The sequence below is a fragment of the Terasakiella sp. genome, assembly GCF_048267425.1.
Taxonomy (GTDB): Bacteria; Pseudomonadota; Alphaproteobacteria; order Rhodospirillales; family Terasakiellaceae; genus Terasakiella.
Genome location: NZ_JBLWXN010000007.1, coordinates 95,948 through 108,809 on the forward strand (window position 1 = coordinate 95,948; position 12,862 = coordinate 108,809).

Consider the following 12,862-nt stretch of genomic DNA (forward strand, 5'->3'; position numbering starts at 1 on the left):
TTGCCGTCTGTATATGGAAAAACTTATATATCGGAAGAGATGTCTGGAAAGAGAGTTGCATATGGTCGAAATATCCCCGTCTTTTTGGAGTCCGCATCAACTGGACCCGACCCTGCCTGTTTATCTGGCAATCGTAGAAGCGTTGGAAAGCGATATTTTGTCAGGTCGGTTGCAAGCCGGGGAGAAGCTGCCGCCGCAACGCCTTCTCGCACAAAAAATCGGGGTGGATTTCACAACCGTTTCAAGGGCATACAAGCAGGCGGTTGCGCGTTCTTTGGTGTATGCGCAAGTTGGCAAAGGAACCTTTGTACGCGTGGGGGCGCAACCGGGACCGACTATGCAAGGTGGTGTCGGTTTTCGTGAAATTGACATGGGGATGAATATTCCCCCCTTGCCGGATGATACAGCCTTGATTGCCCGCATGAAACGCGAAATGTCCAAGGCGGTTGCCCGGTTGTCAACGCAAGCCTTGTTCGGATATCACGATTTTGTCGGGTCGTCTGCGGAACGAGAACAGGCCGCCACATGGGTTTCACGGCGCTATAAGAGGGCAATAGCGGAACGGATTATGATCTGTCCGGGTACGCAAAGTGCCTTATTGGCCTTGATGATGTATTTGGTGAAACCAGAAGACAAGGTGTGTTGTGAGCAATTGGTTTATCCCGGTTTTAAATCCTTGTGTCAGCGGTTGAATATTGATTGCCTCGGTCTGGAAATGGACGAGGATGGTTTGTGTCCGGATGGTTTTCGAACGGCCTGTCGTGAAAATCGTGTGCGGATGCTGTATTGCACACCGACAATGCAGAATCCGACGTGTGTCACTTGGTCACATGACAGACGCAAAGAAATTGCTGCGATTGCGCGTGAATTTGATGTCTTGATTGTTGAAGACGATGCCTATGGATTTATTTCTGGCTGGGATATCCCTGTTTTGTCGTCTTTTGCCCCGGAACGCAGTTTTCATATTGCAGGGTTGGCAAAATGTGTGTCCAGTGGGGTTCGTATTTCGTTTTTGACGGTGCCGGATGTGAAATATTTTTCCGCGTTATCGATGGTGATGCGTTCCAGTGCGATGATGGTGTCTGCCCCGGCAAAAGCCATTGCGTTGCAACTGTTAAAAAGTGGATGTGCTGAGCTTATTACGCAAGCGATTCGCCAAGAAGCGCGCGCCCGTCAGGATATTTTACAGACGGTGTTCCCCGAAGGCGATATCAGAACAGACCCGGATGGTTTTCATGCTTGGTTGTCATTGCCTGAACATATGGCAGCGCGTGATTTTGTTGCTGCGTTGCGCGCGCGTGCTATCCGTGTGGTGCCCAGCGATGTTTTCGCCCTTATGTCTGATTATCCAAATGGTGTTCGAATTTGCCTAGGGGTGCCGGAAAACAGGTCCCAGTGCCGTTCAGTACTTTTGGAAATCCGTGATGTCTATTTGAATGGGATTGTAAATGATCATAATTTTGTATGAACCGCTTACTCGTAGTTAAAAGGGGCGTCTACGTAGCGGGTCTTCATTAAGTCATCGGTGAGGATATTTTTTTCATTCAACGTCCCGTTTTTTTGCATCAGGGCATAACCTGCATTCAATTTGGTGAGAATATCCGGACGATCTTTGCGGACCCATATGACGGTGGCGTAGCTCAGAAGCGGGCGAAAGTTAAATCGGTTCTGAGCATGCTGTTTTTCAAAATACCAGGTAAATTCTTCAGAACCCCACAATAAATCAGCCCGGTTGTTGATGAACATACGTGTCGCTGTAAAAATATTATTTGCGCTAAAAAGACCGACTTTTTTGTCTTTTGCCCATTGGGTGAGGTCGGGCATGAATTCATAAGGTGATTTCATACCTGCAACCGAGATGAGTGTTTTCCCTAAAACCTGATCCGGTGCGCTTGGGATTTCATCCAGAGGTTTTTCCGAGAAAAAACCGGCAATCCAAGCGGTGTGCCAATCACTTGAAAGGCAACAGTCTTGGAACGTGTTTACATCAATGGTGATTAAGCCATCCACTTGATTGTTGAAGAGTTTTTGATACGCTCGTTTATAGGGCAAGGCCTCAATATGGCATGTGATCTGGGATTGCTCACACATGTAAGCAACAGTTTCACCAATCGTTCCTGAAAATTTACCGTTTTTTGTACTATGAAATAAAGGGGGATATTCAAACGTGGCCAATTTTATATCGTTGTTCTGCGCAAATGAGGGCGTGCTTGTGCAAATAATGCCCAATAAAAATAAAATTAAGGGTTTTATGTTGGATGATTTATGCATTTTCGCCCAATATGTGAAAATCCTATTTTTAATTTTATTTTATAATTGAAGTATATTCAATTTAATTAATTTATGAAGCGCTTTGGTTAAGGTTTATACTCGTTTATTGCTTGTCAAAGGGGGCATCCTGATAACGGATGTCCATAAGCTCGGGGATCAGTAATTTTTTGTAATCCAGAGTTTGTGTCCCCATGAGTTGTTCATAGGTAGCGTTGAAACGGGCCAGAATATCCGGCCGGTCTTTTTGTATCCAAACGACAATCGGACGCACGACCAAAGGTAAAAATGTAAAATTTATATCGTCTGTTTGTTTGTTGAAATACCAATAGAAGTCTTCTGATCCCCATAAGTAATCCGCCCGTTTGTTTAAAAACATACGGGTGGCTGTATAGGCATTGTTGGCGGAAAACAGGGTGAGTTTCTTTTGCTCGCTCCATTCATCCAGTCTGGGCATAAATTCGTAAGGGGAACGCATACCGGCCACGGTGATCAGGCGTTGTCCGAGTATTTCATCGGGCAATTTCGGGATTTCCACGATGGACTTATGAGAGAAAAAACCCGCAATCCACGGCGTTTCCCAATTGGTATGGGTACAACATTTTTCAAATTGGTCAACTTTGATGGTGATTAACCCATCGACGAGCTTATTTTCCAGTTTTTGATAGGCCCGTTTGAACGGTAGGATTTCAATTTGGCAATCCATGTCTGCCAATTCACACATATAAGTGACTGTTTCAATAACAGTCCCTGAAGGATCACCCTTTTCACTGCTGTGAAAAAGGGGCGGATAGGAAAAGGTCGCAAGCTTGACAACATCGTTTTGAGCGTACGTAACCTTACTCGCACATAGGAAGGCAAGGCAGAAGCAGACTAAAAGGGCATAGTGAATTATTTTTATCATTTTATTGTGTTCTTGCCACTGGTCGTTCGATTGTTTTAGATCATACGACTATTGCCTTCAAGTTTATGCTGCGTACCCGTTGGATTAGATAGTCTTAAATGATCGTAAAATCATTTTCATCGACATCGACACCGTTTTCGATATTGGCGATATGGGAATATCCCCCGGCGGTTTGCCCGTTGTTGTCTACATAAATGTCGTTGTTACTATCGCGAATAATAGTGGCGTTTGTTGAGGTGGCGTTGGTGCCGTCATAAACTGTGTCGATGGTTTCAAACGTGAGAGTGGAAATGGAAAAATCATCTCCTTTAATTTGAATATGATCAATCCCGTGTGAAAAATCGCGAATGGAGTCGTCACCGTCGCCGAGTTCAAAATAAAATGTATCGCTTCCAGCCCCCCCGCTTAAAACATCGGCACCACTTCCACCTTGCAAGGTGTCATCACCGCTTGCGCCAAATATATAATCCAGTCCGCTTGCCCCTTTTAACAGATCGGTGTTGGCAGATGGGGCAGCAATGATTTGTCCAACAACGCCTGAGGTTTGCCCCGTCAGGCTGAAATGATCCGAACCGGAGGCAAAAACTTCGATTTCGTTATTTGTCAGGAAATGATTTTTCAGAGTGATGCGATCCCCTGTTTTAAAATCCAGAATCAGATCATTTCCGTTTTGGCTGGCCTGAGACAAATTTGCAATGCTGAAACCCGAGATCGTGTCATTGTTTCCGCCACTGTCTGTGACGATATCGTTGCCGGATGTTTTGGCGAAAACGAAAGTGTCGTTCCCGGTGCCCCCCTCCAACAGGTCATTGCCTTCATGGCCTGTAAGGGTGTCATCCCCGTTACCACCAGACAGGGTGTTGTCCAGAAAATTACCGATTAATTGGTCATTGCCCTGTCCCCCTTTGGCATTTTCAATAAAGGTGCCATAGGCAATGGCAACATTGTCTTCGCCGCTGTAAGTGGGATTGTAAATGCCTGCGTACCAATCGGGCAACTGATCGGAGACGGGATTGTAAATGCCGATGGAACTAAAGGACCCCGGGGTTAAATCAATGATATTGTTGCGGGTGAAATTGCTGGCATCCAGGGTGTCGGACCCGCCCGCATCCCAAATCGTTTCAATAAATCGCCCGTTGGGGTCAAAATTATAAGTGTCATCCCCGGTGCGTGTGGTTGTATTGCTGCCATATAAATGCTGCAAAGTCGCAACATCGTAGAGCATCAGGCTTTCGGGATTCCAGTGATAGGTTGTGTAACTGTAACTGCTGGAATCACCCGTTATATCCACGACTTGTGATTTAGGGTGATTGGTATAGGACATGACCGAATATTGTGTGCTGTCGGTTGCCGAAGTTAATTGATTGTCGCCTTCAAATGTATGGGTCAGACCCGTTGCGTGACCAATTTCATGCAGCAGTGTGTAATAACCGTGGCTGCCATCGCTTAGGGTTTGGTTGGAGGTTTGATTGTTGGCAATAAAGACATCGCCGGATTTATCATTGGCCAGATATGTCACCCCATTGCGTGTGTAGGTCACGCTGGGGGCATAGGCCTGCCCGGCAGATGTGCTTTGGCTACTATTGCCAAAACGAAGAAGCCCACCATCACCCGTGTCGGCAACTTCGGTAAATGTGATGTTGGTAATTTCGCTGAAATGTGCCAATGCTTTGCGCACGGCGTTTTCCTGTGCGCTGGACATGACACTGAAACTATCGACTTCCCCCGGCGCATAATAGGAAGGTAGACTGTCCATGAAACTGTAGGTCAGATTGACAGATGTGCCCACGGATGTATCGGCGTTCCAACGGGAATAGGGATCATCATACAGAACACCTGTGACATAATCGGGTTGCGTAATTGCATCTTTAAGGGCCAGTGTTTGATCGGCAAATTCCAGATTTTCAATATTTTGAAGCGTGGTTGTGCCATCGCGATTGACAACCGTATCGGTGACAAGATAGCCATCTTTAAAAACGGCGACGGTGTATTCGTTGAAGTTTCCGTTAAAGACAGCATTGTCAGTACCGCTGCCCCCATCGAGAAAGTCATTGCCGCTTAGACCCTGGAGCTTATCATCACCATCACCACCAAATAGGCGATCATCGCCAGTTGCGCCGTTTATGGTATCGTTTGTGCCACTGATCCCGGCCAGAATTTGTCCTTTTACCCCGTTTGTTTGCCCGCTTAGCCCGAAATTGTCATTGCCAGAAACAAGGATTTCAACCTCGCTACCGTTTTGAAAATGGTTTTTGAGTGTAATTGTGTCCCCGGAATAAAAATCAAGGATCAGGTCATCGCCTTGGCGTAGGGCATTGGATAGATTTTCAATGGTAAAACCTTCGATCTTATCGGCTGTGCCTGCGCTATCGGTAATATTGTCCTGCCCAAAACCGACCGAAAACAGATATCTGTCATTGCCATCCCCCCCTGCCAATTCGTCATTGCCTGCGCCACCCAACAATAGATCGTCAGACTCACTGCCCGTCAATGTATCTGCATTGTTGCTTCCGGTTAAAAATGTGCGGGTTGCGGCACTGATGTTGGTGCCGCTGCCATTATCGGTATTATCCGTGTTATCCGTGTTATCGGTGCCGTTTGTGTCGGACGCAGGTGATGATACATTTTGAGGTGGGGGCAGATCATTAAGCGGGTTTGTCGGCTTTGGTGCCTCTGGGAAGGGCGCAGGTGGACGCAGGGACGGCAGAATGCTTTCTGTCAGTTCAATTTCGTGCGCGAAATCACCCGTTTGGTCAAAATTCTGCGGGGGTGTTAATCTGGTGTCGTCAGGGTGTGGAGCCTCAAAGCCACTTTGACCCTTTAAATCATGGAGTTGTGGCGGCTCTGTCACGGGATGAGGATCGCCTGCATCATTTTCTGTAAAAAAGATCGATTTTTCAGGGCTGAAAAGATGTGAAGACGGGGCGGATTGCGGGTCCGCAGGTATGTCATCGGAGGAATTGTCTGGCGAAGGGGCATCCGGTGCGAAAAAGGCCCCTGTGTTTTTAAGAAAGTCTTCGGGTTGTGTGGTTAAGAAATTTTGTGCAGCCGAGAGAACCAAGGATTTGGCTTGTTCCGGTGAACTGCCAAAGCTTAAGGCTGTTTGTAAGGCAAGTTTGCTGGCTTCTTGCGGGGATGCGCCGTTTTCAATGGCATTCTCAAAAATAGCATCGACGAAAGCAGCAACTTCCGGGGAAGGGCCGTCTATTCCCTCTCCCGTAATATCAGTTGCTTGAGTGCGCTGTTGTGTTGTGTTCTGCGTCGCCATTTTAAATTTTAAAATATCAATAACAATATACCCAAAGTGTACGTTATCATAAAATAGTTAGGGTTTGTTTAAAGAAAATAGCGACTTCACCTGTGTGACTTGTCCATTATCAACAACGCCTTGACGCGTAGGACTTAAAATGGTTGATAGGCTATATCAGCCGTATATGAAAAAATTCGCAATTACTGATTTGATCCATGTCTCCGCTTTCTTCATTGATGATTTCCCGTATTGAAAACCGATTGGAAGCGGCGCGATTTTTGTTGGATGTTGGGACGACTGGGTTGGTCAGTCTGACTTTGTCTGTGCCAAATCTGACGTTTGATCAGGTTCCGCAGAATTTGGAGAACATGCGTTATTGGGCCCGCCCACAAGAAGGACATTATGTGTTGGGGATGGGGCACGTGGTCATAAAACGGGCAGCTTGCGAAAATAGATTTTTAGACCTGTCGGCGTATCATCGCCAATTAAGGGAAAACTGGCAATGTCTGGACCCGGACAAAACAGGCCGGGGGCCATTGTTGTTTACTGGGTTTGCGTTTTCTGATGATCAAAACCATGAAGTTTTTCCCAATGCCTCGATCATGCTGCCTCTGCTGTTGTTGGAACGCCGGGATGAAATGACGAGTTTGACATTTTCATGGGATATGAAACCGGATGATTGCGCCCATTCGGTCTTTCTACACTGGAAAAAAGCCGTTCGCGATGTGATCGAAGCACTGAGTGTGACGCGTACGCCCCCGATATCTGAAAGCAATCAGTTAACCCGCGTGTCCAGTCATCCTCAGGACGATATCTGGTTGGCGCGTGTTGAGCAGGCTTTGGCAAGCATTGCAGAGGGGGAATTGGAAAAGGTCGTCCTGACACGCCGTATCGCGGTACAAGGCGAAAGACCATTTTCACTTTCCCGGTTGATTTCGTCGCTGTCGGATCATCATGCAAACTGCACCATTATTGCACAATCCGGTGCGCGCGGAATTGCTGTTGCGGCGACACCTGAAGGATTGATCCGACTGGTAAACGGTGTGGTCAAAAGTGATGCGCTGGCTGGGACGATGGGCAACGGATGTCAGGATATTACAGGCAAGGACCGACACGAACATCAGCTGGTTGTTGATATGATCTGCGCACGTCTCATACCCTTATGCGATAATATCGTGGCAGCAGATGAACCGTCTATTTTGAAATTACGCGCGTTGCATCATTTATGGACACCGATACAGGCACAAGCCAAACCGGGGGTGAACTTGCTTGATCTTGCTGCTGCCTTACATCCGACACCGGCCGTGGGTGGCACACCGCAAATCGCAGCTTTGAAATGGTTGCAGCGCCATCAGGAAGATCGTTTGGGATGGTACACAGGTGCCTTTGGCTGGATGACCCCGCAAGGGGACGGCGATTTAAATGTGATTTTGCGTTGTGCGCTGATCAACGGGGATCGGGCTGAACTTTCAGCCGGGGCCGGGATTGTGTCCGGGTCCGATCCGCAAGCAGAACTATGCGAAACAGAATTGAAATTAAAAACCATGCTTGATGAGTTGGAGGGCGCCTGATGGAACAAAGCGATCAGGGGATGCTTAATTATCGTTGGGCCTTTGGCGTGATGGATGGGTTGGCATGTGCAAAATGTTGTCATGTGGTGATTTCACCGGGGGCCCGTTCCACCCCCTTGGTTTTGGCAGCACATAATCATCCGAACATGACAACTCATGTGGTTTTGGATGAACGCAGCGCGGCCTTTTTTGCTCTGGGGCTTGCCAAATCAACAGGTTTGCCCGTGGCCCTTGTCTGTACATCGGGGACGGCGCCTGCCCATTGGCATCCGGCGGTTTTGGAAGCAGATGCAGCCCGTATTCCCCTTGTGTTGTTAAGTGCAGACCGCCCGCCGGAATTGCGCGGATGTGGGGCGAACCAGACAACGGACCAGATTAAACTTTTCGGGTCTGTTGTGCGTGCCTTTTCTGAATTGCCCCCGGCAGAAGATGATTGCATCCACTTGGCCCCGCTCTGTGCACGTCTGGTCAAACAATCGCTTTTCCCCAAAGCAGGGCCGGTTCATTTGAACCTTTCTTTTCGGGAACCCTTATTACCATCATCTATTCCCCAACTTGTGCCCCGTAAAAATGCCGTACAGGTGATGCATCCGCGTATGGTTCTGCAAGATGAACAGATCCATGATCTTGTGCAGGTGATGGAACTGGGCGATGGGGTGATCGTGTGTGGGGAAGGGCCGTTTGATGTAGGTTTTGGCGAGGCCGTCTGTCAGTTGGCAGATCGTTGTGATGTCCCGGTTCTGGCGGATCCCTTGGCAAATTTGCGCTCAAGGGGCGGGCGGGTGTTATCTTGTTATGATGCCTTTTTAAAGAATGAACAAGTGACACAGGCGGCAGCCCCCCGCTGGGTTTTGCGTTTCGGGGCACAACCTGTGTCCAAATCCCTTGGTCTTTATTTATCCGGTTTGTCAGATAGTCACCATTTGGTTGTGGATGGGGGCGGTGGATGGTCTGATCCTTTTGGGCTTGTGGATGATATGATCCTGTGTGATCCACTTGATTTTTGTCTGCGTTTATTTGCACAGCTTAGCCCCCGTAGCGGTGGACAGATATGGCGGACGTTTTCTGCACAAGAACAACGATGCCTGAATATTCAAAAAGAGGTGGTATTGCCCCAAGAAGCGGAAATTATTCAGTCGATTGTGCAAAAGATGGATGCGGAAAACATTCTGTTCTGTGGAAATTCTACGCCTATCCGTCTGCTGGATAGTTTCCTCAATAGCGGAGAGGGGGCGTTTGATGTTTTGTGCAATCGGGGATTAAGCGGGATCGAAGGCAATATGTCCACGGCCTTGGGGGTTGGGGCTGCGCGTAAGACAAGTGTGGTTGCGTTGGTTGGGGATTTAACGCTGACACATGATATCAGCGCCTTGGGGATTGATGAAGGTGTCAATCTGACCCTTGTTGTTCTGAATAATGGCGGTGGCGGAATTTTTGAATATCTTGCTCAAGCAAACCTCGATCCCGATTGTTTTGAACGGTACTGGATCACGCCATCGGCCCCTGATTTTGCACAGGTTGCCCGGGGATATGGCCGCGCCTATTATAAAATTGAAGGTATAAAAGATTTTTCTGATGTTTTTCAGGCTTGTTTGACCAATGCGGGTATAGATCTGATTGAAGTCGTGATAGACAGAAAACAAAGTACGGCGGCACATAAGGCCTATTGGCACGCCGTCACCCAAGCTTAAAACAAAAAAACAGGAGTAAACAGCCCGTGTCGATCCAATGGCAGGAAATCACCGATCCCCAGTTTACAGATATTGAATATCATGTGGCGGATGGAATTGCGAAAATTACGATTAACCGCCCTGAAGTTCATAACGCCTTTCGTCCCGAAACGGTACGCGGCATGTTACATGCCTTTAAAACCGCCCATCGTGATAAATCCGTTGGTGTGATTATTTTAACTGGGGCAGGCGGTAAGGCATTTTGTTCCGGTGGGGATCAACGTATCCGTGGCGAGGCGGGCTATACCGATGAAGACGGAAGTGAAGGTCTGGATGTTTTGGAACTGCAACGCCTGATCCGCACCATTCCCAAGCCGGTTGTGGCGATGATTGCAGGCTGGTCTATTGGTGGCGGTCATGTCTTGCATCTGTGTTGTGATCTTGCCATTGCCGCAGAAAATGCCCGTTTTGGACAAACCGGGCCACGGGTCGGCAGTTTTGACGGTGGTTTGGGGGTTGCCCTGCTGACCCGTTTGGTTGGGCAACGTAAAGCCAAGGAAATCTGGTTCTTGTGTCGCCAATATGATGCACAACAAGCCCTTGATATGGGGTTGGTGAATACGGTTGTGCCGTTGGAAAAACTGGAAGAAGAAACCGTGCAATGGTGTCGTGAAATGTTGGCCTTGTCCCCGACAGCCCTGCGTCTGTTGAAGGCATCGTTCAATGCCGATACCGATGGGGCCGCAGGTTTGCAGGAACTGGCAGGCAACGCGACCGGTCTGTTTTATCAAACAGCGGAAGGTCAGGAAGGGCGCAATGCCTATCTGGAAAAGCGTGATCCTGATTTTACCAAATATCCGCGTATTCCCTGATTAGCTTTGATGAAGATCATTTCATTGACCTATCAACCCTATGAACGGGCGCTACGTCAGCCGTGGCGAACGGCGCATGGGGTCTGGTCGGTGCGTCGCGGCTGGACGGTTGCGCTTTGTGATGACACAGGCCGTACCGGGTGGGGGGAGGCCGCGCCCCTGCCCGAAATCGGCACGGAAAGCTTTTCTGATTGTGAAGCCGGTTTGAAACATATGCAATCGGCCCTGTCAGGACAGGAAGGGGATACGGTCTTAAAGACATTGCCGGCCCTTTTGCCAAACTGCCCTGCGGTGCGGTGTGCGATTGAAACAGCGCTCGTAGACCTTTTGGGATGTCAATTGAATGTGCAGGCGGCATCTCAGGTGCGGTTGAATGTCAGTGCAGGCACTTTGTGTGATTTTTCATCGGATCAATTAAGCACGTTGCATGCCCAAGGGTATCAGGTCATCAAATTGAAAGTGGGTGTGCAGTCGGTTGAAGACGAAATCAAGGCGTTAGAAGCTCGTCATAAAGAACTTCCAGACGGGGTTTGTTTGCGACTGGATGCCAATGGGGCATGGGACTTTGAACAGGCTGAACGTTTCTTAAGTGGCATTGCCGGGTTGGCGATTGAAAGTCTGGAAGAACCCTTGGCACATCCGAATGAACAGGCATGGACTGAGCTGCAAAACAAGGTTCCTTTTGTTTTGGCCCAAGATGAAAGTTTGCAAAATGGCCTTTTCTCAGTGACGCGGCGCGTGGTGTTGAAACCGATGGCCCACGGGGGGCCGTTATCATCTTATCAATTGGGCAAAACGTTACAGAAACAGGGTGTTGAAACCATTGTGACCACAAGCATTGATGGCCCGATTGCAACCCGCGCGGCCTTGATGACGGCTGCTGCGTTGGATCCGGTGGGGCGCTGGGCACATGGGCTGGGCACAGCGGTATTATTTGAGGATCAATCCGGTTTTGATCCGGTCAAGGCCGTGATGAGGGCCTGACGGTCCAGTTTACCCATTGCATTTCGGGGCAAAGCCGCCTGTTTTATTGTTTCTGTTGGACGGTACGGCCCTTTTAAATGTGCATTGGCAAACTGTTGAACACTTTCTTCGTCCGTGTCGCCGGCATAAAGGATAACAAGGCGCTTGCCCCATTCACGGTCATGGCGCGCAGTGACGGCAATTTCGTCTACATTGGGGCAGGTTGATAAGGTGCGTTCGACGGTGGCGGGATGAACGGTTTCCCCCCCGATTAAAAAGGCATCATCGGCACGTCCCATAATTGAAAGTTGCCCGTTTTTGCCAATGTGACCCAGATCATTGGTAATGAACCAGCCGTCCTCCAATCCTTGCCCCATCGTGCGGTCAGGATTGATATAGCCTTTCATAACCGACGGGCCGCGGACTTTCAGGCGCATGTCGTGCAGGCCCACGTCAAAACCGTCCAGCGGTGTGCCAATTTGTCCTTCGCACCAGTCATCGGGCAATTGTTCAAATGTCGAAAATTGCGAGGATGTTTCGCTCATGCCATAGGTTGGGCAAATCGGCCAGCCCAGATCAAAAGCGCGGCGGGCCAGATCAGTGGAAATCGCGGCCCCACCGACCAGTACTCGTTTTAAACGGCCCGGTGGCTTGCGGTTTCCCAGTTTTTCAAGGAAACGATGCAACATAGTGGGGACAAGGGAAAGATGGGTGACGCCATAATCATCCATTGCCGCCAAGGCCATGTCCGTATCAAAACCATCTTGCAAGACAACGCATGCGCCCGCTTCGGCACAGCGCGATAAAATAGACAATCCCCCGATATGAAATAATGGCAGACAGGCAAGCCATCTATCATCCGCATCAAGCCCAATGCGTTGACGTGATGCAAGGGCAGAAACGGCAAGATTACGCCCGCTTAACATCACGCCTTTGGGGACACCTGTTGTGCCACTGGTGGCGATGATCAGGCGGACCGCGTCGAGTGCAGGCGGATGGGGGGCAAACGGCATATCCAGGGAAACCTTTTCTAAAAAAGCCTCGCGGGTGTTTGCCGACATATTCGGATCAAGGGGCAGGAAAGGGGAGCCCGCCATTGGGGCGGCATGAAACATCAAGGTTGTTTGTAATGGATCGCGTGCCTCAAGAACCTGAATAAGGCCCGGTTGTTTTAATTGTTGACTGAGATGCGTGACTTGCACAAAGAGGTCACGATGAGTGAGGCGGTGAGACTTGTAAATAACGGCATTCGCATTTGGATAAGTCTCGCGGTTATGCGCAAGCCATGTGCTTGGGTCTGTTATTTTTATGTCTGCCATTGTCCCGGTGCACCATGTTCCTAGTAAACGTAGGACTGGATTTTT

At 48.9% G+C, this 12,862-nt stretch carries 9 protein-coding genes; 5 read left to right on the top strand and 4 right to left on the bottom strand.

From position 1 onward, the window contains the following. The first annotated feature begins 61 nt into the window (after positions 1–61). Complete coding sequence (locus ACN0VA_RS12150) at positions 62–1,468, top strand: PLP-dependent aminotransferase family protein (protein ID WP_417821412.1); 1,407 nt, start codon at positions 62–64, stop codon at positions 1,466–1,468. A 5-nt stretch (positions 1,469–1,473) separates the two neighbouring features. Here ACN0VA_RS12150 and ACN0VA_RS12155 read toward each other — a convergent pair whose 3' ends face one another. The 3 genes from ACN0VA_RS12155 to ACN0VA_RS12165 form a co-directional block, all read right to left on the bottom strand. Beyond that, positions 1,474–2,091: a hypothetical protein gene (locus tag ACN0VA_RS12155; RefSeq protein ID WP_417821413.1), complete on the bottom strand. Its 618-nt coding sequence runs from the start codon at positions 2,089–2,091 to the stop codon at positions 1,474–1,476. 283 nt (positions 2,092–2,374) lie between these two features. Then, positions 2,375–3,172, bottom strand: a complete 798-nt coding sequence (locus tag ACN0VA_RS12160) for a substrate-binding periplasmic protein (protein ID WP_417821414.1) — start codon at positions 3,170–3,172, stop codon at positions 2,375–2,377. 94 nt (positions 3,173–3,266) lie between these two features. Further along, positions 3,267–6,440 (bottom strand): M10 family metallopeptidase C-terminal domain-containing protein, encoded by a 3,174-nt coding sequence (locus ACN0VA_RS12165; protein ID WP_417821415.1) that lies wholly within the window; start codon positions 6,438–6,440, stop codon positions 3,267–3,269. 197 nt (positions 6,441–6,637) lie between these two features. On the opposite strand from ACN0VA_RS12165, the gene ACN0VA_RS12170 reads away from it, so the two are divergent. The 4 genes from ACN0VA_RS12170 to menC are packed head-to-tail and all read left to right on the top strand — an operon-like array spanning position 6,638 to position 11,519. After that, positions 6,638–7,993 carry an isochorismate synthase gene (locus tag ACN0VA_RS12170; RefSeq protein ID WP_417821416.1) on the top strand — a complete coding sequence of 452 codons (1,356 nt, stop codon included), beginning with the start codon at positions 6,638–6,640 and terminating at the stop codon, positions 7,991–7,993. Then, complete coding sequence (gene menD, locus ACN0VA_RS12175; protein ID WP_417821417.1) at positions 7,993–9,684, top strand: 2-succinyl-5-enolpyruvyl-6-hydroxy-3-cyclohexene-1-carboxylic-acid synthase; 1,692 nt, start codon at positions 7,993–7,995, stop codon at positions 9,682–9,684. Before ACN0VA_RS12170 ends, menD begins: the two co-directional genes overlap by 1 nt. A 26-nt stretch (positions 9,685–9,710) precedes the next feature. Then, positions 9,711–10,535 (top strand): 1,4-dihydroxy-2-naphthoyl-CoA synthase, encoded by an 825-nt coding sequence (menB, locus tag ACN0VA_RS12180; protein ID WP_417821418.1) that lies wholly within the window; start codon positions 9,711–9,713, stop codon positions 10,533–10,535. A 9-nt stretch (positions 10,536–10,544) separates the two neighbouring features. Then, complete coding sequence (menC, locus tag ACN0VA_RS12185) at positions 10,545–11,519, top strand: o-succinylbenzoate synthase (RefSeq protein WP_417821419.1); 975 nt, start codon at positions 10,545–10,547, stop codon at positions 11,517–11,519. Here menC and ACN0VA_RS12190 read toward each other — a convergent pair. Next, entirely contained in the window at positions 11,477–12,817 is a 1,341-nt protein-coding gene (locus ACN0VA_RS12190) for a class I adenylate-forming enzyme family protein (protein WP_417821420.1), read from the bottom strand. The two genes, menC and ACN0VA_RS12190, sit on opposite strands and share 43 nt — an antisense overlap. Positions 12,818–12,862 lie beyond the last annotated feature (45 nt).

Bases quoted from the DNA above. Each gene is read 5' to 3' on its own strand.
- ACN0VA_RS12150 (WP_417821412.1), top strand. From the start codon at position 62: ATGGTCGAAATATCCCCGTCTTTTTGGAGTCCGCATCAACTGGACCCG.
- ACN0VA_RS12155 (WP_417821413.1), bottom strand. From the start codon at position 2,091: ATGTGTGAGCAATCCCAGATCACATGCCATATTGAGGCCTTGCCCTAT.
- ACN0VA_RS12160 (WP_417821414.1), bottom strand. From the start codon at position 3,172: ATGATAAAAATAATTCACTATGCCCTTTTAGTCTGCTTCTGCCTTGCC.
- ACN0VA_RS12165 (WP_417821415.1), bottom strand. From the start codon at position 6,440: ATGGCGACGCAGAACACAACACAACAGCGCACTCAAGCAACTGATATT.
- ACN0VA_RS12170 (WP_417821416.1), top strand. From the start codon at position 6,638: ATGTCTCCGCTTTCTTCATTGATGATTTCCCGTATTGAAAACCGATTG.
- menD (WP_417821417.1), top strand. From the start codon at position 7,993: ATGGAACAAAGCGATCAGGGGATGCTTAATTATCGTTGGGCCTTTGGC.
- menC (WP_417821419.1), top strand. From the start codon at position 10,545: ATGAAGATCATTTCATTGACCTATCAACCCTATGAACGGGCGCTACGT.
- ACN0VA_RS12190 (WP_417821420.1), bottom strand. From the start codon at position 12,817: ATGGCAGACATAAAAATAACAGACCCAAGCACATGGCTTGCGCATAAC.